Here is a 21,610-nt window from a genome sequence, read left to right as displayed (position 1 = left end):
GCCATGAGCCTGGAAACGATCTGGTTCTGCATCATCGTGCTCTTCTGGCTGGGCTACCTGTTCCTGGAGGGCTTCGACTTCGGCGTCGGCATGCTGCTGCCGGTCCTCGCCCGCAACGACACCGAGCGCCGGGTCATGATCAACACCATCGGCCCGGTGTGGGACGGCAACGAGGTCTGGCTGATCGTCGCGGCCGGCGCGATGTTCGCCGCCTTCCCCGGCTGGTACGCGTCGCTGTTCTCGGCCACCTACCTGCCGTTGCTGGTCGTGCTGCTCGCGCTGATCGGCCGCGGGGTCGCGTTCGAGTACCGCGGCAAGGTCGACTCGCAGCGCTGGCGCCGCAACTGGGACCGCGTCATCGTGATCGGCTCGTGGGTCCCGCCGCTCGGCGTCGGGCTGATCCTGACCACCACCGTGCTGGGGCTGCCGCTCGACGCGCACGGCGACCGGATCGGCGGGGCGTTCGAGGCGGTGCGGTGGGACACGCTGCTCGGCGCGCTCGCGGTGGCCGGGTTCGCGCTGGTGCACGGCGCGGCGTTCCTGGCGCTGAAGACCGCGGGCGACCTGCGGGAGCGGGCGCGGGTGTTCGCGGTGCGGGCCCTGCCGGTCGCGCTGGTGCCGATGGTGCTGCTGCTGGCCGTGGTCCAGTGGCGCGACGGTGCACTGTGGACGCTCGTGTCGCTGGCCGTCGCGGTGGCCGCCGCCGTGGTGGCGTGGCGGAAGCTGGCGGCCGACCGGGACGGGCAGGCGTTCGCCGCGCTCGGCGTGACGATCGCCGCGTCGGTGGTCACGCTGTTCGGTGCGCTCTACCCGGACGTGCTGCCCTCGACGCTCGACGCGGCGAACTCGCTGACCGTCGCCGGCACCGCGTCCAGCCCGTACACGCTGGAGGTCATCACCTGGGTCGGCGCGTTCGGCGCCCCCGCCGTGCTGGTCTACCAGGGCTGGACGTACTGGGTGTTCCGCAAGCGGATCAATGCCGCCCAGATCCCGCCGGTGCACACACCATGAGCTTTCCCGGACGCTCCGTCCTTCCCGCACCGGTGTCCACAACGGACACCACGCGTCCGGGAAAGGGTCCGCTCGGCGCGCTGCCCTTGTTGTCCGCGGCCGCGCGCCGGGCGCTCGCCCTCTCCGGCCTGCTCGCGCTCGGCAACGCCGCGGCGCTGGTCGCGCAGGCGTTCCTGCTGGCATCCGCGTGCGCCGCGGTGGTGGCCGGGCACGGCGTCGTCGCCGGTCAGCTGATCGCCCTCGGCGGGGTGGTCGCCGCCCGCGCCCTGATCGCGTGGGCGTTGCGGGTGGTCGCCGCGCGGGCCGCCGCCGGTGCCAAGGAGGAGCTGCGCGCGAAGGTCGTCGACCGCGCGCTGCGGCTCGGTCCGGAGTGGATCGCGCGGCGCGGCCCCGGCGAGCTGACCGCGTTGACCACCAAGGGCCTGGACGCGCTCGACGCGTACTTCACCGACTACCTGCCCGCGCTCGTGACCGCCGCGGTGGTGCCGCTGGGCGCGGGCGCGGCCGTGCTGTTCGCGGACTGGCCGTCCGCGGTGATCATCGCGCTGACCGTGCCGCTGCTGCCGGCGTTCGCGATCCTCGTCGGCAAGTACACCGCCGACCGGTCCGCCGCCGCGACCGACGCGCTGCAGCGGATGTCCGGTCACCTGCTCGAACTCGTGCGGGCCCTGCCGGTGCTGGCCGCCTTCCGCCGCGCGGAGGCGCAGGCCGAGGCGGTTCGACGGGTGTCCGAGCAGCACCGGCGCGCGACGCTGAAGACCCTGCGGGTCGCGTTCTCCTCGGCGTTCGTGCTGGAACTGGCCGCGACGCTGTCGGTCGCGCTGGTCGCCGTGGCCATCGGCATGCGCCTGGTCGGCGGCGACCTGCCGCTCGCGATCGGGCTCGGCGTGCTGATCCTGGCGCCGGAGTGCTACCAGCCGCTGCGCGCGGTCGGCGCGGCCTTCCACGCCAGCGAGGACGGCGTCGAAGCGGTCCGCCGGGTCACCGACGTGCTCGCCGAACCGGTCGCGCCGGAGGGGACCGCGGTGCCGGGGCGCGGGGAGGTGCGGGTCGAGGGCCTGCGCGTGGAGCGGCGCGGCGGTTTCGCGCCGGACGGGGAGACGTTCACGCTGCGCCCCGGCACGCTCACCCGGCTCGACTCGCCCAGCGGCGCCGGTAAATCGACCACGCTCGCGGTGCTGCTGGGCTTCGTGCGGCCGTCCGCGGGGACGGTGCTCGTCGACGGCGTGCCGCTGTCCGAGGTCGACATGCCGGCTTTCCGCCGCGACGTCGCGTGGGTGCCGCAGAACCCGTCGTTCACCGGCGGCACCGTGCGTGCCGAGCTGGGGCTGGCCCTCGCCGAGGCGCTCGATCCGGTCGAGGTCGACGCGCTGCTCATCGAACTGAACCTCGCCGGGCTGGCCGACGCGCCGGTCCACGAGCTGTCCACCGGCCAGCGCCAGCGGGTGGCGGTCGCGCGGGCGCTGCTGCGGGTCCGGCACGGCGCGTGGCTGCTGCTGCTCGACGAGCCGACTGCGCACCAGGACGCCGCCAACGCCGCCCTGGTCGACGCCGCCATCCGGTCGACCCTGCCGCTCGGCACGGCCGTCCTCCTGGCCGCGCACCACCGGCAGAGCGCACTGCCGGCACTCCGGCCCGCCGAGGCCGCCCCGCACGTCGCCTCGGCGCCCGTCGCGAGGAAGGAACCGCTCCGGGGAGTGGTGAGCCGCCGGCTGGTCGGTGGTGCCGGCGTGGGGGCGCTGGCGTTGCTGGCCGGGGTGGCGCTGACCGCGACCTCGGGCTGGCTCATCGCCAAGGCCTCGCAGCAGCCGCCGATCCTGACGCTGACCGTCGCGGTCGTCGGGGTGCGGGCCTTCGGGCTCGGCCGCGCGGCCCTGCGCTACCTGGAACGGCTGATCACGCACGACGCCGCGTTCCGGATCGCCGGGCGGCTGCGGGTCCGGCTGTGGCGGGGGCTGGTCCGGCTCGGGCCCGCCCGCGCGCTCGGCCTGCGGTCCGGCGAGGGGCAGCGGCGGCTGGTCGCCGACGTCGACACCGTCCGCGACCTGCTGCCGCGCGTGGTCACGCCACCGCTGATCGCGGTGCTCGTCCTGGCCGGGGCGATCGCCGTGCAGACGATCCTGCTGCCGGCCGCCGGGCTCGTCCTGGCCGTCGCCGTGCTGGTCGGCGCCGTCGCCGCGCCCGCAGTGGCGTTGCGGCTGGAAAGGCGGGCGACCGCGACCCTCGCGAGTGGACGCCGGACGGTGAGCGCCCACGTCCTCGGCCTGTTCGACGCCGCCGCCGAGCTGATCGCGTTCGGGGCGCACTCGATCCGCCGGGCCGAACTGGCCGACGCCGACGGCCGGCTGGTGCGCCAGGCCCGGAGCCAGGCCTTCGGCGCGGGCGCGGCCGACGCGCTCATCACGCTGGTCACCGGTGCCGCCGCGGTCGCCGGGGTCGGGCTGGCCGCGGGGGCCGGCATCGAGCCGGTGCTCGCGCCCGTCCTCGCGCTGGTGCCGCTCGCGCTGGCCGAGGTGCTCGCGATGCTCCCGCCGGTCGCCCAGCACTGGGATCCGTTGCGCGCCTCGATGGCCCGCATCGCCGACGTCGAGAAGTCGCCGGCGCAACCGCCGGTGGACACCGGTCCGATCGCGTTCGAGCACGCCGACCTCGGCTGGACCACCCCGGTCCTGACCGACGTCGACCTGCGGATCCCGGACGGCGCGCACGTCGCCGTCGTCGGGCCGTCCGGGGCGGGCAAGTCGACCCTGCTCGCCGCCCTGCTCGGGTTCCTGCCCGCCCAGCGCGGTCGTCTCACCACGGCCGCCCACGTCGCCTGGGCGCCCCAGGAGCCGCAGCTGGTCTCGACCACCGTCGCGGAGAACCTGCGCCTGGCCGACCCGCACGCCGGCGACGACCGGTTGCGCGAAGCCCTGCGGCTGGCCTGCCTGGACCTCCCGCTCGACACCGTCCTCGGCGGCGCCGGCACTGGCCTGTCCGGCGGCCAGGCCCAGCGGCTCGCGGTCGCGCGGGCGCTCGTCGCGGCGCCGCGGGCGGACCTCGTGCTGCTCGACGAGCCCACCGCGCACCTCGACGAACCGACCGCCCGGCGGCTGCGCGCCAACCTCCGCGTCGCGCTGGCCGGCAAGACGGTCGTGCACGTCACCCACCACCCCGAGGAGGCGGCCGAGGCCGACCTCGTCCTGGAGGTGGGCGACGGGCAGGTCAGCGCGCGGATGCCCGTCCTGGAAGGCGGCTACGCTTGACCCTGCTCATGGAACCCACGCTCGCCGCCCGCGCGCTGTCCGCGGCCACGGAGATCACCACCGCCGCCCTGTCCGGCGGCGACCCCGACGCGGTCCTCGACTCGGTGGTGCACCGGGCCGCCGAACTGGCCGGTGCCGACCTGTGCCTGGTGATGGTGCGGGCGGACGACGGCAAGGTGTCCGTCGAGGCCGCCCACGGCACCCACTACGAGGACCCGCGCGGGGTGGTGCTGCCGGCCGAGTCCGCGGCCGGTCAGGTCGCCCGCGGTGGCGTCACCGTGGTGGCCGACGACATGACCGTCGACCCGCGCACCGCCCCGTACGTGCCGTCCGAGCTGCGCCGGTTCGGGCCGTTCGCCGCCGCTCCGTTCGGGTCCGGTGGCCGGGTGCTGGGCGCGCTGGCCGTGTACCGGGAGCGGTCCGGCCGGCCGTTCGACGAGGCCACGGTCGAGGTGCTGACGGCGTTCGCCGCGCAGGTCGGCGTCGTGCTGGCGCTGGCCGAGGCCGCGAACGACCGGCACCGCATCACGCTCTACCAGGAGCGCGAGCGCATCGCGCGCGAACTGCACGACGTGATCGTGCAGCGGTTGTACGCCGCCGGGATGCAGCTCGACCGCGTGCGCCGCCGGATGCGCAAGCGGTTCGCCGCCACCGACGCGACCCGGCTCGGCGAGGCGATCGACCAGCTCGACCAGACCATCGAGGAGATCCGGCACACCGTGCGCGAGCTGCGGTCGCCGGAGCCCGAGGCGGAGAAGCCGCCGTCGACCGACCTGGCGGAGTCGGCGCGCGCCGAAGTGCGGATCGCCGGGGAGCTGCTCGGCTTCCCGCCCACGCTGGAGCTGTCCGGCGAGCTGGCCGACATCCCGGCCGAGCGGGCCGACCACATCCGCGCCGCGCTGCGCGAGGCGCTGTCCAATGTGGTCCGGCACTCCGGGGCGAGCGAGACCAGGGTGACGCTGGTGCGCGACGCGAACGAGGTGCGCCTGCGCGTGCGCGACAACGGCGCGGGCGTGCCGCAGGACGTGCAGACCCGCGGCCTGCGGCACCTCGAGGAACGCGCCAAGCGCGCGGGCGGCAAGTTCTACCTCAACTCCTCGCCGAGCCTCGGCACGCTCGTCGCGTTCGAGCTGCCGCTGGACAAGCGCGCCAGTTGATCACGCGACGCCGTCGCGACGTCCGCGGCCACGCCGAGCTCGCCGAGCATCTCCGCCGCGGCGGCCATTTCCGCGGTGCGCCGCTGGGCGTGCTTGTGGCTGCCGGTGACCAGCCGCTCCACCGTGGCGGCGCTCGCGTTGCTCAGCTCGTCCTCGATCACCCCGCGCAGCCAGTCCTCGACGCCCGCCGTGCGGGCCGCCTCCAGCGCCTCGACCACGGCGGCCGACATGCCCTTGAAGAACACGCTGCGCAGCAGCTTCCGTTCCGCGGCCAGCCCGGCCTCGCCGGGCAGCACCTCGACCGACGCACCGAGCTCGCCGAGGATCTTCGCGACCCCGTCGGCCGCGGGTCCGGTGGCGAGCATCGGTACCTTCAGCCCGCGACCGGGTACCGGCGCCATGATCGCCACGTCGGCGAAGCCGACCGCGGACCCGGCGGCGATCGCGGCGAGCTCGCGCTTCTTGCCGGGCGAGGCGGTGTTCAGGTCGGCCCAGATGCCGCTGACCTCGGGCAGGCCGGCCCGCAGCGCGCCGACCGCGGCCGCCGAGCTGTTGACGCTGAGCACCAGGTCGGCGCCGTGGGCTGCCTCGGCCTCGCTGCCGAACTCGGAGTCCACCACCGGGTCGTACCCGCGCACCACGGCACCGGCCGCGCCCAGGTCGCGGGCGAACTCGGTACCCGCCTCCCCGAGGCCGAGGACGGCGATGACGGGCGGCTTTCCGGACATAAGGGGCTCCTCCTCGACGACCGGCTACCATTCGAGTAGACGATCTTCTCGACAAAATTGTCAACAATGCGAGCGGGAGTGTGCGTGGCAGAGCAGGCCGAAGCCGAGAAGCCGGTGGTGGACGCCATCCGGGAGGCGATCATCCGCGGCGAGTTCGTGCCGAACCAGCGCCTGGTCGAGGCCGACCTCTCCGCGCAGTTCGACGCCAGCCGCGCCAACATCCGCATCGCGCTGCTCGAGCTGACGAACGAGGGCCTGGTCGAGCGCGTGCAGAACCGCGGCGCGCGGGTGCGGGCGGTGTCGCTCGAGGAGGCCATCGAGATCTCCGAGGTGCGCATGGTCGTGGAGGGCCTGTGCGCGGAGAAGGCCGCCGAGCGCATCTCGGAGGAGGAGATCCGCGAGCTGCAGGCGCTCGGCGAGGCGATGCGCAAGGCCGTCGCGTCCGGTGACGTCGTCGGCTACTCGGGGTTGAACCAGGAGCTGCACCGCCGGGTCCGCGAGATCAGCGGCCAGCACACCGCCGGTCAGGTGCTGGAGCGGCTGCGCGCGCAGAGCGTGCGCCACCAGTTCCGGCTCGCGATGCGGCCGGGCCGTCCGTCGGTCTCGCTGCCGGAGCACCTGGCCATCATCGACGCGATCTGCGCGCACGACGGCGCGGCGGCGTCCGCGGCGGTCCGGACGCACCTGAGCAGCGTGATCGGCGCACTCCGGGAGTCCGAGCAGGCCTGAGCCGCCTACGACGTGCACATCGACGTCGGCCGGACGTGATGCCGTGGTGCGCTGGGGCGTCCCCGGGGCGCGGTTCGTCTGGCTGCCCACTGTGGACAGCGCGAACCAGCGGCAGTGCCAGGACCGCTAACCGGAGGGCGCCAAGCCGCCCATGTGGGCGCAGGTGCAGGCCGATCTCGCCGCCGCCGGCATGGCGGCCGACCCGGTGGACGTCCTTCAACTCCGCGGCCGGACGGACGCCTTCCACCTGGCCAAGTTCCCGGACGCGGGAACACCGGCGGAGAAGGTCCAGGCGCTGGTGGGCCGCAAGATCGGCATCACCGGGCCGGGCAGCGGCACCGAGGCGCTGGTGAACCCGGGCAGCGCGGCGGCCTCCGCGATCGAAGTCCGGGCGGGTGGACGCGCTGGCGTTCTTCCAGCCGATCGGGCAGCAGGCGGAGGCGGCCCGCCCGCGCGCGGTGACGTACCGAGCCTGAAGGGCGCCTTGCACGGCTGCGTGTGCAGCACGCGCAAGCTGCTGGACGGAAGAAGGCCGAGTTCGCGGCGTTCCAGCGGGCGCTGGCCGATGTGCACGGGCTCTCGCGCGGGAGTTGCTGGGGAGTCGACCGACGGTGCGACCCCGGACGTGCGGGAGGCGTCCTACGACACGGCGCGGTGAAGAAGGCGCCGGAGTACCGTGCGGTGCTGGCCTGCGGCGTGGGGTGGCTCCGGCCGTCCCACTCCTCAGGCCACGCCTTCCAGCGTCTCCAGCATCACCTTCAGCAACCCCGCCAGCTCGTCCTGTTCCGCGCTGCTCAGGTTCGCCAGCGCGACCTTCTCGCCGTCGAGGTGTTCCGGCAGCAGTTCGTCGATCAGCTCGACGCCCCGCTCGGTGAGCCGCACCTGCACCACGCGCCGGTCGCGTTCGCTCGCGGTCCGGGACACCAGGCCCAGTCGTTCGAGCCGGTCGAGGCGTTTGGTGATCGCGGCGCCGGAGGACAGCATCTCGCGGCTGATCTGCCCGGGGTTGAGGACCTCGTTGCGCCGCAACGCGCACAGCACGTCGAACTCGGGGCGGTTGAGGTCGTGGGCCAGCAGGAGGTCGTCGGTCGCGCGGCGGATCAGCGACGCGAGGCGCAGCACGCGGCCGACCACGGCCATCCCGGACGTGTCGAGGTCCGGGTGCACGTCCTGCCACTGGCGCCGCACCCTGTCGACGAGATCACTCACCGCTGAGCTCCTTCGTACACGAATTGTTCGGTAGTATTTTACTCGTGAATGATTTTGGCCGCCACGACCTCCTCCGCGCGCTCTCGCCGCGCGGCTGGTGGCGCCTGCGCCCGGTGGACCGGGCCTGGGTGTCCGCGTTACGGGCCATGGTCGGGGCGAACATAGTCCTGGTCGCCGTTGTGATCGCAGGGCACACCGAGCTGGCCCCCGCCGCCGCGTTCGGTGGGATGACCGCGGTGCACGCCCGGTTCGAGCCGTACCCGGTGCGGGCCCGCGTGCTCGCTGTGATCGGCGCAGGTCTGACGGTCGCGGTCGGCCTCGGCGGGATGGCTTCGGCGGCCGGGTGGGGGCCGCTGCCCGTCGCGATCCTCGTCGCCGCGGTCGCGGCCGCCGCGAAACTGTTCACGGACGGTATCCGGTCGGGCCCGCCCGGCGGGCTCATGTTCGTCTTCGCCGCCGGCACCACGTCCGCGTTCCCGGTCAGCTGGCCGGGTGTCGCGGCCCAGGTCGGTGCCGCGGCCGCCGGGGCGGTCGTGGCCTGTGCCGTGGCGTTGTCCGGGTGGCTGTTCTTCGACCACGACCGCACCCGGACGACCTCGTGGCGCGACGGCCTGCGCGCCGCCCTGCACCGGTCGTCGCACGAATGGCCGCGGGCGCTGAAGGTGTTCGCCGCCGTGCTGGCGGCCGGGCTGCTCGCGCACGCGCTCGGACTCGGACACCCGTACTGGGCGACGGTCGCGGCCGCCGCGATCCTGCAGGCCACGCACCTGCAGCACACGATGCACCGCTTCCTGCAGCGGGTTTCCGGCACGATCGCCGGGGTGCTCGTCGCCGCGTTGCTGCTGACCCTCGACCTGCCGCAACCGGTCCGGCTCGTGCTGATCGTCGTCGCACTGCTCGGCGCGGAGCTGACCGTGATCCGCAACTACGCGGTCGCGATGGTGTTCGTGACACCGCTGGTGCTGCTGCTCGGTTCACTGTCCGCGCCCGTCGACACGGTCACCGTCACCACCGACCGGCTCGTCGACACGGTGCTCGGCGCGCTGATCGGGCTCGTCGCCGCGCTGGTCCGGCCCGGCCGGGGCTACCAGCTGGCCTGACTACTTGCCCCGGCGCGCCACCCACGCGACGGCCTGCGTGCGGCGCTGCATGCCCAGCTTGGACAGCACCGACGTGACGTGGTTCTTCACCGTCTTCTCGGCGAGGAACAGGCGTTCGGCGATCTCCCGGTTGGACAGGCCCTCGCCGATCAGCTCCAGCACCGTGCGCTCCCGGTCGGTGAGCCGGGCCAGCTCGTCCTCCGCCGGGTGCCGCAGCTTGTCGAGCACGCGGGCGGTGGTGACCGGGTCGAGCAGCGACCGCCCGGCGGCCACTTCCCGCACGGCGTTGACGACGTCCTGACCGCGGACCTGTTTCAGCAGGTAGCCGGACGCGCCGGCCATGATCGCACCGACCATCGCCTCCTCGTCGTCGAACGCGGTGAGCACCAGGCAGTACGGCGGGTTCGGCCGCGCCCGCAACTCCCGGCACAGCGCGACGCCGTCACCGTCCCCCAGGCGCACGTCGACGACGGCGACATCGGGTTCGACGTGCATGGCCACCGCGAGGGCCTCGTCGGCACTGCCCGCCTCGGCGACCACCTCGATGTCCGGCTCGTCGGTGAGCATCTCGCGCAGACCGCGCCGCACGACCTCGTGATCGTCGACGAGCAGCACCTCGATGGCCATGCGTCCAGCCTAGTCAGCCCGGCAGCGGCCGGACGGTCCCGGCGACCGGCCGCGGTCCTCACGCGGCCTGCCAGATCCTCCGCGAACTCGCGATCGGGTCGCTCGCCACGGAGACCGGGACGTCCCAGATCCGGGTGAGGCGGTCGTCCTTGTCGTACTCGGGCCAACCGGGGTCGCCCGTGGTGGCGAACGACACCCACGCCTCGCGGATGCCCGCCGACAGCACCTCGGCCTCGGGCGGCGCCGGGTTGCCCAGCAGCATCTCGGCGAGCGGACCGGCGAAGTTGCCGAACGTGAGCGGCACGTCGAGCCCGTGGCAGGAGCGCAGGATGCCGCCGAGCGCGGGGGATTGCCAGGTCAGCTCGTAGCACCAGCTGCGGCCGGCGTGGTTCTCCGCGGACCACAGCGTCGGCATGCGGAACGTGCGGTCGGACAGGATGAGGACGTGCAGGTCGGCGTCGGAGACGCCGGGGTGGGCGGCGCGGTACTCGGCGACCGCGCCGGCGGGCAGGCCCACGGCGTCGGCGGTCGCGGCGGGGTCGGCACCGGAGAGGTCCTGGCCGGCGACGAAGAGGGTGAACTCGTCGCGGGTGAAGCCGGCGACGAGGTCCACGTCGGCGCGGAGGGTGCGCCACGGCAGGTCGGTGAGCAGGTCGCCGTCCACGACCGGGCCGAACGGCGTGATCTCGCCGGGCACCATCTGCACGGCGTGGATCGCCTCGGACGGGACCTGGGCGAAGCCCTCGACGGTGGCCGGGACCCCGAGCGCGTCCGCGATGCGTTCGGTGGTGCGCCGCACGCGGTTCTCGGAGAGGAACCCGTGGGCGATGCTCTGCCCGATCGCCTTGCCGAACAGCCCGCGCGCGGCGTCGGACGCGGTGAGCGCGGCGACCGAGGTGCCGCCCGCGGACTCGCCGAAGACGGTCACGTTGCCCGGGTCGCCGCCGAAGACGGTCACGTTGCCCGGGTCGCCGCCGAAGTTCGCGATGTTCTCCTGGACCCAGCGCAGCGCCGCGAGCTGGTCCAGGAAGGCCCGGTTGGCGGGCGCCCCGGGCAGCCAGCCGAACCCCTCGAGGCCGACGCGGTAGTTGAACGACACGACGACGACTCCCGCGCGGGCCAGGTTGGTGCCGTCGTACTCGGGCTGGCGCGCGGTGCCCATCAGGTATGCGCCGCCGTAGATCCAGACCATGACGGGCAGGTTCGCCCGTCCCGGGTCCGGGGTCCACACGTTGACGCTCAGGCTGTCGTCCCCGTCGCCCGGCCGCCACGCCGACGGCACCCCGGGGAACAGGTTCCCCTGCGGCGGCGCGGCGGAGAACTCGAGCGCGTCGCGGGTCCCGTCCCACCGCGGAGGCTCCGACGGCGCCGCGAACCGCGCGGCACCCGTCAGGGGCCCGGCGAACGGAATGCCCTTGAAGGAGCTGACATCCCCGTCGGTACACCCCCGGACGGCACCGGAACTCGTCTGCACGATGGGATCCACGGGTTCGTGGATATCACAGCTCCCCGGAGGGGGTCACTCACAGGCGACGCCGTCCTTGTCCCGGTCCAGACCGGCGCGGTACCCCGGTTCCCCGACGTGCAGCGGGGCGGCACCCGCCGCGCGAGCCGCGTCGCAGTTCGCGTAGTAGACGCTCGTGTCCGGTTCGTCGGCCGGGTTCGCGGTGGTCGGCTTCGGTGCCGTGGACTTCGGCTTGGCCGGGGGCGGAGCGGCGGTGGTGGCCGGCGGCGCGACCGGCGGCGCGACCGCCGGGGTCGTCGGGCTGCCGTTGCACGGCGGCCCCCACAGCCCCGCTTTCGCCGCACCGGCCGCACTTTCCGCGGCCCGCAGGACGTTGGCGTACGACTCGGCGACCGCGTCCGCCGCGAACCGGGCGTACCCGCCCTGCAGCGCGGCGATCGCGTAATCCGTGCCGTCCGCGAGAACGACGTGGGCCAGGGTTTTCCCGCCCTGTTCGACGACCGACTGCAGGGTCACTTCCTGGCCGGCCAGAAATGCGGTCGCCCAGCTCGCGGTCTCCGTTCCGTAACAATCGGCGGCCGGCTGGATCCCGGGGACGTAAACGGTTTTCGGGATTCCCGCGGTATCGCTGACGATCACGCTCGCACCCTGCACGCTGGTGACCCGGTAGACCGGGTTCGCGGGAGGGCTGCTGCTGGTGGTGGTAGTGGCGGCGGTCGTGATCGTCGTGGTCGTCGGCGCGGGCTGCGCGACCGGTTTCTCGCCGGGCTTTCCGAACACGGCGCCGAGCACGAAGAGCACCGCGAACACGGCGAGGACGATCTTGATCCAGGCGGGCATGCGTCGTTTCGGCGCGGCGGGAACATCGGGCACGGCTCTTTTCTCGCTGCGAACCGCGAATGCGTTACAGAATCGCCGAAGATCACGATTGTGTGTCGCCCGGAACGTTTCCGCGCCCGGCGCGATGAAGTACGCGTCAATCCGCGACCAGGGAAGCCCCGAATGCTCATCGATATCGTTCCCATGTCCGCTTCCGGCTCGTTCCCGGCCGCCGGCACCGAGTTCACCGCGATCGCCGTCGAGACGGCCGGGCTCCGGTCCGGGCCCGTCATCGAGGTCGCGGCGGTCCGGGTGCGCGCCGACGGCACCGTGCTCGGGGAGTTCTCGACGCTGGTCAACCCGGGCCCCGGGGTGGATCCGGGACCCGCGGGCGTGCACGGGATCTCCCGGGCGCAACTGGATTCCGCGCCGTCGTTCGGCCAGATCGCCGGGCACCTGCTCGACCTGTGCGAGGGCAGTGTGCTCGCCGGCCACGACCTGGCGTCGGAACAGGGCTTGCTGGCCGCGGAGTTCGACCGCATCGGTCTGCGGTTGCCCACCCTGCCCGGCGTGTCCGCGCTCGCCGCGGCACGCGCCGCCCTGCGGTTGCCGAACTACCGGCCGGCCACGGTGGCGGAGGCGCTCGGCCTCGGCGGTTTTCCCGCGCACGTCGCCGCTGCCGGTGCCCGCGCCTGCGCGCGGATCGTCGCCGCGCTGGTCAGCGTGCACGGCCTCGCCTTCGAGCGGCGCTTCGACCTCCCGCGGCTCCCGCGTCCGGCGGTGACCGGGCGCGCCGTGAGCCGCCCGGAGCCCGCCCACGCCGGCACCTGGGTGTCCGGACTGGTCGACCGCATCGGGACCGGCGGCTCGCCGTACGAGGACCTGCTCGCCGACGTACTCGCCGACCATTACCTGTCCGACGCGGAAGCCGCGGAACTGGCCGCGCTGGCCGCGCGCTCCGGCATGGCCACCGCGGACGTGCGGCGCGCACACGTGGACTTCGTGACCGCGATGCGCGCGATCGCCGAGTCCGACGGCATCGTCACGGCCGAGGAGGAACGCGACCTGCGGCACGTGGCCGCGGCGCTGGGGGTACCGGATGTGGTGGCCGATCTCCGCCGGACCACGTCCACCGCCAGGAAGCGTGTTCTCGTCCTCGGCAGCAGCGCGTCGGCGGACTCGCTGCGCGCGGCGGTGCTGGCGGCCGGGTTCCCGCTCGCGAAGAACCTCACGGCGTCGGTGACGCATCTCGCCGTCGCCGAGGACGTGCCCGCGAGCGAACCGCGGCTCGCCCGCGCCCGCGAACTCGGGGCGAGCGTGGTCGACGTGCCGGCCGCCTGGCGGGTGCTCGGCCTGCTCCCCGATGTCCCGGCGGCGCCCGCGGCGCCACCGCAACCCGTGCTGCCGCTACCGGTCGTCGCGGCGGCGCCCGCTGTTCCGCGGCCGACCGTCACGCTGCCGGCGGCCGCCCCGCCGCCGGTTTCCGGTGAGCGCCGGTGGATCGCGTGGATCATGATGGGTACCGGTCTCGTGCTGATGTTCCTGACGGTGATCGCCCTGTTCGGCGGTGCCGGGCTGGCCACCGGAATCCCGGTCGGCGCGGTCGGGGCCGGCCTGCTGGTCGGCGGCTGGGTCGTGGGCGAACCGAGGGGCTACCCGGCCATCTCCTCGAGGAACGCCTGAGTCTCCGCGTCCACCGAGTACACGCAGGTTCCCCGCATCCCGCGCGTCAGCAGCACCTTGTAGGTGTTGCGCACGAGACGGCCGAACTCGAGGTCGCCGGCCTTCCTGGCCGAGGGGTCGTGGGAGTACTCGCGGCGCGCGACCCACCGCCCGTCCCGGACGACGAAGTCCGGTCCGAAGATCACGCCCGACCAGTCGTACTCGAACCCCTGAGCGGTGTAGATGCAGCCCACCTGCCCGAAGCCCCGCTCGTCGGAGGCCCAGTAGTACGACTCGGGCGCGTCCGGGACGCGCCGGCCGGGCTTGGCGTTCCACGGGCGGCGCCACCCGCCGATCACCACGTCGTCGACCAGGTGCTTGCCCTCCGGGCCGGTTGCGGGATCGCTCCACGGCCAGCAGTAGCCCGCCGACAGCCGCCCGGTGCCGCCGTGGTCGTCCATCCGCTGCCGCAGCCAGGCTTCCAGAGCGGACGGGGTGGTGGCGCTGGCGAGCGTGAAGTCGTCGTCCCCGGCGAGCTTGCTCCACGGCACCGGCGGCAGCCGGTCGAGGCCGAGCAGCCGCGCGACCCACGTGTCGAACGCGTCGGACCCGCCGCAGCGGAACTGGCCGTCGAGGTGCACGACCTCCAGCCGGCACCCGAGGTGCTCCGCGGCGGCGGTGATCTCCGCCAGGGACCCCATCTCCCCGGGGCGCACGGTCTGGTTCTCGTCGAGCAGGAAGACCGGAACGGACGCCGCGTTGATGAGTTCGTCCACCTGGCGCCCGGCCTTCTCGCGCAGGTGCCGCTTGGTGTAGCGGTTCACGCTGGTCTCGCGGATGCGGTGCGCCTCGTCGCAGATCAGCACGTCCAGCTCCCGCGCCGGCGAGTCCACGTAGTTGTTGAAGTACTTGAACAGGGTCTGCACGCGCCGGTTCCGCGCGCCCGCGACCTTGCGCATGGTGTTGGTGAACGCGCTGGACCCGGTCGCGTGGTGCACCCGGCGGCCCGTGCGCGCGAGTTCCCCGAGCAGGCTCAACGCGATCACGCTCTTGCCCGACCCCGGCCCGCCGAGCACGACGACGACCGTCCGCGTCTGCGCCGCCCGGGCCCGCTCGACCGCCCGCGTCACCAGTTCGACCGCGACCTGCTGCTCGTCGAGCAGGATGAACTGCTCCCGGTCCTGGATCTCCCGCGCGGCGAGGTCGAGCAGCGGCTTGGTCGGCGCGTGCTCGTGGCCGAGGAACTCCGAGGCGGACCGCCGCGCCGCGTCCCGGTCCGCGCACGGGTCGAGCACCGCGCGCAGCCGGTCGGCGAGCTCGGCCTTGTCGTCCATGGTGAACAGCGCGCCGAACTCGCTCGGCCGGTACTGCCGAAGCGAGGAAACTCCCGCCGAATCCGCGTTGTGGAGGTAGGCGATCCCGTGCACCGCACCGGGACGATCGGCGAGGGCGGGCGTCGAGTCGACCAGGTACTCGCAGTACCGCCGCACCTGCTCGACCGGGTGGAGGACCGGCTCGCGGTACGCCTCGATCGCGACCAGGTCCGCCGCGAGCAGTTCGGCCCTCGACCACTGCTTCAGCTCGACCAGGACGTAACTGGGCTCGCCGGTGCGCGGGTGCACGCCGCAGAGCACCGCGTCCACGCGCTTCGGGCTGTGCGGCAGTTTGTGCTCGAGCAAGACCTCCACGTGCCCGAGCCCGGCGTCGACGAGATCGGCCAGGAACGGCGGCAGGCTGCGCTGCCACGAGCGCAGCTCGCCCGCGCCGACCCGGTGCTCCCACCGGAACCCGGCCTGCTCCCGCAACGTCTCGTGCAACCGGCCGGCTTTCGCTTCCGCCAGAAGATGATCGGCGCTGTGCCGAACCAGAGCCACTTCGTTTCCCCCACTGGGCACGCGTCATCCACGTGCGGGTGGGGGCAGCGACGAAGTGGGACTCCGGTGCCCGTCGGGCCGCGACTGCCAGGTTAGTCCAAACGATCAACGGGGAAGCGCGACTCGTTGCGGTCGACCTTCGCGGCGGCGGCCGCGAGCAGGTCGACGCCGAGGACGTCGGCCAGGCGGGCCAGGTAGATCGTCACGTCGGCCAGCTCGTCGAGCACCGCGGCGCGCGAGGCGGGATCGTCCAGCACCGACGAGGACTCCGACGGCGTCAGCCACTGGAACAGCGCCGTCAGCTCGCCCACCTCGCCGGACAGAGCCATCACCAGGTTCTTCGGCGTGTGGAATCGTTGCCAGTCCCGTGCGGCGGCGAACTCGGCCAGCCGCTGTTGCAGATCGGTGAGCGTCACAGGCGGCAGTATCCGGTGCCGCACGACCCGATCGGGTTGCGGTATCACTGTGGGTATGTCGCCGATACCCGAGCTGCAGCAACGCCAGATCGATCGCTGGTGTGAGCGGCGGGTTCCGGCAGGTCAGCGCGGCGAGTACACGGTCCTGTCCCGCTGGCGCGGGCGAATCGTCACGCTTGTCGAACGGCGCGCCGAATGGGCGAACGGCGGGGCCGCCGAACGGCCTTTCGCCCAGCTCCGCTATGGCCTCGACGAGATGTGGTCGCTCTACTACCTCGCCGACGCGGGCCGCTGGCGCCCGTATCCGCGCAGCGTTCCGGAGATCTCGCCCGTCCCCCTGTTGGACGACCTCGATCGTGGCGCGTCGACCGGCTACTTCTTCCAGTGGCTCAGCCCCTGTTGACGCTCACAGCGCGTCACCGAAGTCGACGCTCACGGGTGACGATCTCCTCCCTTCGGGTGCGGCAGGATTGTTCGCATGACCACGGCCCCGGATCTGCGTGCCTACCTGCGCACTCTCGATGCGGAGACGCTGGCCGAGCTCCTGCTCGACCAGGCCGGCCGTGACCCTCGGTTGCGGCACGAGCTCGAACTGCGCGCGGTCGCGCACGGCACGGTCGGGCCGGTCCTCGACACCCTGCAACGACTCCTCGACGCGGGCACCCGGGCCGACCTGACCCCGCTCGCCCGCCGCATGGCCGACGGCGGCGCCACCGGCGCCGAACTGCGCCGCGCGATCGGCCTCTACGCCCGCGCCTGCGCCGTCCACCGCCCGGACCCGCGCGAGCTCGCCGGCTGGATCCTGGAAACCCAGTTCGACCGCCCCGGCTGGCCGGAGATCAACCTCGCCGACTTCGCCGCCGCCCTCGGCGAGGAGGGCCTCGAGCACCTCCGGGCCGCGCTCGACACCAAGCCGCCCACCGAGACCACCCGCCGTCTCACCGAACAGCTCGCCGAGGTCACCGGCGACGTCGACACGCTGCTGGCGAGCCTCACCGCCCAGCCGCCCACCCCGGCCACCACCCTGCGGATCGTCCGCCTGCTGCGCTCGGCCGGGCGCCACGGCGAAGCCATCGCGCACGCCGCGCGCACCGTCGTCCACCCGCGCGAAGGTGTGCTCGCCCTGCGCCGGGCCGAATTCCGCCGCAACCCGTCCGCGGACACCTACCACGCGCTGCGCGCCGCGGCCGAGGAGCTGGACCGCTGGCCGGCCGAACGGGACGACGCGCTGGCCCGCCTCGCCGAGTGCGACCCGGCCGAGGCCATCCCCGTCTACCGGCGGCATGTCGAGGAGCTCATCCAGCTGCGCGACCCCGATGCCTACCGCGAGGCGGCGCAGCGGCTGCGCGAGCTGCGCACCCTGCACCGGCGCGCGGACCGGGTGCCCGAGTTCGGCGCGTACCTGGCCGACCTCGTCGATACCCACAGGCGCAAGACCCGCCTGCTGGTCGAAGTCCGCAACGCGCGGATCGCGGTGCCCAGGGTGGTTTCCGGCCGGAAAGCTGCCACCATGGGCGCATGAGCCCGGTCAGCCGGGGGCGCAAGCCCACGAGGAAGACCAAGAAGCGATCCGGTGTGTCCGAGGAGCGCAGGCAGCTCCTCAAGACCGTGCTCGCCGACGCCGAGGACGCGCTCGCCGAGCGGGACCCGATCGAGGTCGAGCTGATCGCCTCGACCATCCTCGGCGACTTCTGGCAGCCCTTCGACGCCGGGCGCGACGTCGTGGTCCCGCTGATCGACGACGCCGCCCGCAAGCCCAGCCCCGCCTCCCGCGCCCTGCTGCGCATGGTGCAGCACCTCGCCCTGACCGAGGAGCAGCGCGACCGCGCCGCCGCGGCGGCCGACGCGTTCACCGCCATGCCGGAGCCGCCGTGGGCCGGGGCCCTCCGCGAGCTGACCGTCACCGGGTGCTGGCAGCAGGCCGACGTGTTCGGCGACGGCGCCACCCTGCTGTTGCGGTGCGACCGGGCCGGACACGACCACGGGATCGTCGCGGAGGTCGAGTTCAGCGGCGGCGGGATGGGCGACGTCTACCTCACCGACGAGCCCGACGCCCTGCTGGCGGGCATGCGCGCCGGAGCCGAGGCCAGCGAGGTGATGGTGACCGGGCAGATCCCGCTGCCCCGCGCCCGCCGGATCCTGGAGGACGCCGTGGCGGTCAACGACCACGCCGCCGCGCTGCTGCCGGACGGCCTGGCCGAGGACCCGCTCACCCCGTTGCGCGCCCTGCTGGCTGCCCGGCTGCGCGTGATGCCGCCGGCCGAGCCACCCGAGGAACCGAGGGCCTACAGCGAGGCCGAACGGGACGAGCTGGTCCGTGCGTTCCTCGACGAGGCCGGCGGGCCGCGCGACGACCGCTGGTTCACCGACTGCGTCCGGTTCGTCGTGGACTACGGCTGCGACGACGACTTCGGCCGTCCGCTGCGGGTGGGACCGGGCAAGTTCGACCTCCTGCTCGAGGACGTGCTCAACACCGAGGGCTTCCCGCCGGACTTCCTCGAGAAGTTGCCGGAGGTCCTGCCGTCGTGGGCGCGGTGGGCGGGCGCCCGGTCGGGTCTGCGGCCGGCGGCGATCGACCGGCTGCTGGAGGAGCTGGACGAGGTCGTCGAGGAGTTCCGCGACCTGCTCGCCGAGGAAGACGCCGATTTCGATCATGAAGCGGAGGGTGTGGCCCCGATCGCCTTGCGCCGCGAGTAGGCCAGGATGTGCGGGGTGACGGATCTCCGCGCGTACCTGAAGTCCCTCGATCCCGAGACGCTCGCCGGGTTGCTGTACGAGCAGGCCGAGCGCGATCCGGAGCTGCGGAGCCGTCTCGAGGAGCGCGCCGGGACGCCTGGCCGGGACCCCGAACCCAGCGCGGTCGGCCCGGTGCTGGACACCGTGCAGCGCCTGCTCGATTCCGGCACCCGCGCCGACGTGGCCCCGCTCGCCCGCCGCACGGTGGAGCGCATCAGCCGGGACGAGGGCGACGGCCCGGAGCTGCGGCGCGCGCTCGGCCTGTACGCGCGGGCCTGCGCGGCGCGGCCGCCGGACCCCGTCGAGCTGGCCGACTGGCTGGCCGGGTTCGCCTTCGACGGGCCGGGCATCGAGCTGCCCGACTTCGCCGCCGCGCTGGGCGAGACCGGGCTGGCCCACCTGCGGTCCCACGTCGACAAGGCGCGGCGCGACTCGGCGACGCGGGCCGTCGCCGAGCGGCTGCACGAGCAGCTCGTGGAGATCTCGGGTGACGTGGACGGCCTGGTCGCGATCCTGTCCCGGCAGCTGCCGCGGATGGAGGCGAGCCTGCGGATCGTGCGCGTCCTGCGGGCGGCGGGCCGCACGAGCGAGGCGATCACCTACGCGGCACGGGCGCTCAAGCAGGACCCGGCCGCGACCGAGCTGGCCGACGACGTGCTCGGCCTGCAGCGGGCGGAGTTCGAGCGCGAGCCGACGCCGGAACGTGCCGACGAGCTGATCGGGGCCCTGGCCGCGGCCGGCCGCTGCGACGAGGCCGCCGAGCTGCTGGAGGTCCACCGCCGGCACGTCGAGGAGCTGATCGGCCGCAAGACCGTCGAGCACTACCGCGAGGCCGCCCGCACGCTGCGCCGGCTACGCACCCTGTACCGCACGGTCGGCCGCCCCTCGGAGTTCGCGCCCTACCTCGCCGAACTGGTCGCGACCCACCGCCGGAAGGTCCGGTTGATCACCGAAATCCGCAACGCCCGCATCGCGCTGCCCAAGGAGTGAAACGCCGGTCCCGCGCGCGGGGCGGGGCGCCGCTGGTGCCACTATGGGCCTCATGACCGAGGTGCCGCAGCTGGAGACCCCCTTCGACGAGGTCCTGAACGCCTTCGCCGAGCTGGGGAACGACGCCGATCCGACCCGCGTCGAGCTGGTCACCTCCGAGATCCTCGGCGAGTGGTGGGAGGCCGACGACGACCTCGCGGCCGGTCTCATCGACCTCGCCGCGTCCACGCCGGAGCCGGAGCGCCTGGTGGCGCCGCTGGCCGCACTGCGGGTCCTGGCCACCGACGAGGACCAGCGCGAGGCGGCGGGACTGGCGCTGGAGAAGTTCGGACTCCCCGAGCCGGCGTGGGCGTCCCGGCTGAACCGGGCCACCCCGGGCGAGTGCTGGCGCACCACCGACGTCTACGGCGACGAGAGCTCGGTGCTGGTGTCGTTCGGCGACCACGGGCTGGTCGTGTCGATCAACTACGGCAGCTTCGGCGGCTGGGTCACCGACGCGGCGATCGTCGAGTCGCCGCGGGACGTGCTGGCGGAGCTGCGGGGCGTCGAAGGCGCCGTGACCAGCGAAGAGATCAGTGCGGAGACCGCGCACGAGGTCATCGCCGACGCGTTCGCCGGCACCGAGTGGCAGGCCGAGCCCGAGGTGGGCGAGGACTTCGTCCGGTTCCGGGCGCTCGCGCTGGCCCGGCTGCGCACCCTGCCCGAGCCGGCGGAGGCCGAGGAGCCGGAGCCGCTGTCGGTCGAGGAGCAGGCCGAGGTCATCGACTCGTTCTTCGCCGCCGCCGGCGACGAGATCGGCGACACCGAGGACGCCCGGGTGGTCGCGCTGCGGCTGATCGAGTTCGGCATGGAGCACGACCCGCACCGCCCGCTGCGCGTCGGCCCGGCCAAGCTGGAGTCCTTTGTGGATTTCGTGGACGACGGGCAGATCGAGCTGACCGGGGAGCAGGACGCGGCGATGGCCGAGTTGCTGCCGGTGTGGGCGCGGGTGTTCGGCGACCGCGACGGCCTGCCCGAGGACGCCCTCACCGCACTGGTCGAGGCGGTGGAGGACCGGCTGGACGACCGCGAGCCGGATTCGGAATCCTCATTGGACGCCTACCTGGCCGGTTCGGAGGACCTGACCCCGGAGGACGTCCAGGACCTGCTCGAACGCCGCCAGTTCGCGCTGCCGTCGCTGACGGTGGAGACCGAGGACGACGAGGTCGAGCTCGACCCGTCCGACCCCGAGGAGCGCCGCATGCTGGTGCTGGCCGAGTTCGCGGCGGAGTTCGAGGGCGACGACGACTCCGAACTGCGGGCGGTCGCGCTGACCACGGTCGTCGACCAGCTGTGGGACGGCGAGCCGGCCGAGGCCTGGGCGGCGGCGCAGCGACTGACCGAGGCCGGCCTGGAGCGGGACGAGGTGCTGGCCGAGCTGACGGCGGTGCTCGAGGAGCACCTGACCTACACCGAGGACGACGAACTGGAGTTCGACCTCGACGACTACACCGCGGCGCTCGACGAGCTGGACGCCGGGCCGGAGGACTGACCGGGGCCGGCGGCGCCCGTCACGGAGGGTCAGGGGACCGCGGCTGGGCTGTCCGGGACGACGGCGTCGATCCGGCGGCGACGGCTGCGGCGGTGCTCGGCGAGGGCGTCTTCGAAATCGAGGACGAACGCACCGAACGCCATCACCAGCAGCACCGTGATCCCCAGCACGGCACCGATCCACGTGGCGATGATCCCGAGCATCGGCGTGCCTCCTCCCTGGTCAGGGCGTATTTCCTGTAACCAGGGTGCGGTTTGCGAGGTGCGCGCGGTATCGGCCAACCGGTTACCGCTCGGGTGGCGGACTCAGCC

General features: G+C 73.6%; 20 protein-coding genes. 12 read left to right on the top strand and 8 right to left on the bottom strand.

The window, feature by feature from the left end:
• The first annotated feature begins 3 nt into the window (after window positions 1-3).
• The 3 genes from cydB to FB470_RS10195 are packed head-to-tail and all read left to right on the top strand — an operon-like array spanning window position 4 to window position 5,413.
• Entirely contained in the window at window positions 4-1,011 is a 1,008-nt protein-coding gene (gene cydB, locus FB470_RS10205) for a cytochrome d ubiquinol oxidase subunit II (RefSeq protein ID WP_306990650.1), read from the top strand.
• Window positions 1,008-4,256 carry a thiol reductant ABC exporter subunit CydD gene (gene cydD, locus FB470_RS10200; RefSeq protein ID WP_306990649.1) on the top strand — a complete coding sequence of 1,083 codons (3,249 nt, stop codon included), beginning with the start codon at window positions 1,008-1,010 and terminating at the stop codon, window positions 4,254-4,256. Before cydB ends, cydD begins: the two co-directional genes overlap by 4 nt.
• Before the next feature lie 8 nt (window positions 4,257-4,264).
• Entirely contained in the window at window positions 4,265-5,413 is a 1,149-nt protein-coding gene (locus FB470_RS10195) for a GAF domain-containing sensor histidine kinase (protein WP_306999164.1), read from the top strand.
• Here the strand turns inward: FB470_RS10195 and FB470_RS10190 are convergent.
• Window positions 5,341-6,141, bottom strand: coding sequence for an NAD(P)-dependent oxidoreductase (locus tag FB470_RS10190; RefSeq protein ID WP_306990648.1), 801 nt, complete (start codon window positions 6,139-6,141; stop codon window positions 5,341-5,343). The two genes, FB470_RS10195 and FB470_RS10190, sit on opposite strands and share 73 nt — an antisense overlap.
• 84 nt (window positions 6,142-6,225) lie before the next feature.
• Between FB470_RS10190 and FB470_RS10185 the strand changes: the two genes are divergently transcribed.
• Together FB470_RS10185 and FB470_RS10180 are read left to right on the top strand one after the other, a co-directional pair.
• Window positions 6,226-6,870 (top strand): GntR family transcriptional regulator, encoded by a 645-nt coding sequence (locus FB470_RS10185; RefSeq protein WP_306990647.1) that lies wholly within the window; start codon window positions 6,226-6,228, stop codon window positions 6,868-6,870.
• Between the two features lie 151 nt (window positions 6,871-7,021).
• The gene (locus FB470_RS10180) at window positions 7,022-7,528 is read left to right on the top strand and encodes a hypothetical protein (RefSeq protein ID WP_306990646.1); all 507 of its coding nucleotides are present in this window, start codon (window positions 7,022-7,024) and stop codon (window positions 7,526-7,528) included.
• A 65-nt stretch (window positions 7,529-7,593) separates the two neighbouring features.
• Here the strand turns inward: FB470_RS10180 and FB470_RS10175 are convergent, their stop codons facing one another.
• Window positions 7,594-8,079 (bottom strand): MarR family winged helix-turn-helix transcriptional regulator, encoded by a 486-nt coding sequence (locus tag FB470_RS10175; RefSeq protein WP_306990645.1) that lies wholly within the window; start codon window positions 8,077-8,079, stop codon window positions 7,594-7,596.
• A gap of 44 nt (window positions 8,080-8,123) precedes the next feature.
• On the opposite strand from FB470_RS10175, the gene FB470_RS10170 reads away from it, so the two are divergent.
• Window positions 8,124-9,179 carry an FUSC family protein gene (locus FB470_RS10170; RefSeq protein ID WP_306990644.1) on the top strand — a complete coding sequence of 352 codons (1,056 nt, stop codon included), beginning with the start codon at window positions 8,124-8,126 and terminating at the stop codon, window positions 9,177-9,179.
• Here FB470_RS10170 and FB470_RS10165 read toward each other — a convergent pair whose 3' ends face one another.
• Genes FB470_RS10165 through FB470_RS10155 form a run of 3 tightly spaced genes read right to left on the bottom strand, consistent with a single transcriptional unit; the run spans window position 9,180 to window position 12,144 of the window.
• Entirely contained in the window at window positions 9,180-9,806 is a 627-nt protein-coding gene (locus tag FB470_RS10165) for a response regulator (protein ID WP_306990643.1), read from the bottom strand.
• 58 nt (window positions 9,807-9,864) lie between these two features.
• Window positions 9,865-11,292, bottom strand: coding sequence for a carboxylesterase/lipase family protein (locus FB470_RS10160; protein WP_306990642.1), 1,428 nt, complete (start codon window positions 11,290-11,292; stop codon window positions 9,865-9,867).
• A gap of 33 nt (window positions 11,293-11,325) precedes the next feature.
• Window positions 11,326-12,144 carry an excalibur calcium-binding domain-containing protein gene (locus tag FB470_RS10155; protein WP_306990641.1) on the bottom strand — a complete coding sequence of 273 codons (819 nt, stop codon included), beginning with the start codon at window positions 12,142-12,144 and terminating at the stop codon, window positions 11,326-11,328.
• Window positions 12,145-12,294: 150 nt separating this feature from the next.
• Between FB470_RS10155 and FB470_RS10150 the strand changes: the two genes are divergently transcribed.
• Window positions 12,295-13,773, top strand: coding sequence for a 3'-5' exonuclease (locus tag FB470_RS10150; protein ID WP_306990640.1), 1,479 nt, complete (start codon window positions 12,295-12,297; stop codon window positions 13,771-13,773).
• Here the strand turns inward: FB470_RS10150 and FB470_RS10145 are convergent.
• Together FB470_RS10145 and FB470_RS10140 are read right to left on the bottom strand one after the other, a co-directional pair.
• Window positions 13,743-15,626: a DNA/RNA helicase domain-containing protein gene (locus FB470_RS10145; protein WP_306990639.1), complete on the bottom strand. Its 1,884-nt coding sequence runs from the start codon at window positions 15,624-15,626 to the stop codon at window positions 13,743-13,745. The two genes, FB470_RS10150 and FB470_RS10145, sit on opposite strands and share 31 nt — an antisense overlap.
• A gap of 92 nt (window positions 15,627-15,718) precedes the next feature.
• Window positions 15,719-16,042, bottom strand: coding sequence for a nucleotide pyrophosphohydrolase (locus FB470_RS10140; protein WP_306990638.1), 324 nt, complete (start codon window positions 16,040-16,042; stop codon window positions 15,719-15,721).
• A gap of 55 nt (window positions 16,043-16,097) precedes the next feature.
• Between FB470_RS10140 and FB470_RS10135 the strand changes: the two genes are divergently transcribed.
• From FB470_RS10135 to FB470_RS10115, 5 genes are all read left to right on the top strand, one after another.
• Entirely contained in the window at window positions 16,098-16,445 is a 348-nt protein-coding gene (locus tag FB470_RS10135) for a DUF3024 domain-containing protein (protein ID WP_306990637.1), read from the top strand.
• Window positions 16,446-16,520: 75 nt separating this feature from the next.
• Window positions 16,521-17,564 (top strand): hypothetical protein, encoded by a 1,044-nt coding sequence (locus FB470_RS10130; RefSeq protein WP_306990636.1) that lies wholly within the window; start codon window positions 16,521-16,523, stop codon window positions 17,562-17,564.
• The gene (locus FB470_RS10125) at window positions 17,561-18,739 is read left to right on the top strand and encodes a hypothetical protein (RefSeq protein ID WP_306990635.1); all 1,179 of its coding nucleotides are present in this window, start codon (window positions 17,561-17,563) and stop codon (window positions 18,737-18,739) included. Before FB470_RS10130 ends, FB470_RS10125 begins: the two co-directional genes overlap by 4 nt.
• 6 nt (window positions 18,740-18,745) lie before the next feature.
• The gene (locus FB470_RS10120; RefSeq protein WP_306990634.1) at window positions 18,746-19,768 is read left to right on the top strand and encodes a hypothetical protein; all 1,023 of its coding nucleotides are present in this window, start codon (window positions 18,746-18,748) and stop codon (window positions 19,766-19,768) included.
• A gap of 52 nt (window positions 19,769-19,820) precedes the next feature.
• Window positions 19,821-21,299 carry a hypothetical protein gene (locus FB470_RS10115; protein WP_306990633.1) on the top strand — a complete coding sequence of 493 codons (1,479 nt, stop codon included), beginning with the start codon at window positions 19,821-19,823 and terminating at the stop codon, window positions 21,297-21,299.
• 29 nt (window positions 21,300-21,328) lie between these two features.
• On the opposite strand, the gene FB470_RS10110 is transcribed toward FB470_RS10115, so the two are convergent.
• Complete coding sequence (locus tag FB470_RS10110) at window positions 21,329-21,502, bottom strand: hypothetical protein (RefSeq protein ID WP_306990632.1); 174 nt, start codon at window positions 21,500-21,502, stop codon at window positions 21,329-21,331.
• Between the last annotated feature and the right edge of the window lie 108 nt (window positions 21,503-21,610).

It is taken from the genome of Amycolatopsis thermophila (assembly GCF_030814215.1).
Classification (GTDB): domain Bacteria; phylum Actinomycetota; class Actinomycetes; order Mycobacteriales; family Pseudonocardiaceae; genus Amycolatopsis_E; species Amycolatopsis_E thermophila.
Note: the sequence above shows the minus strand (reverse complement) of the source record. Positions and strands in the feature narration are given on the sequence as shown.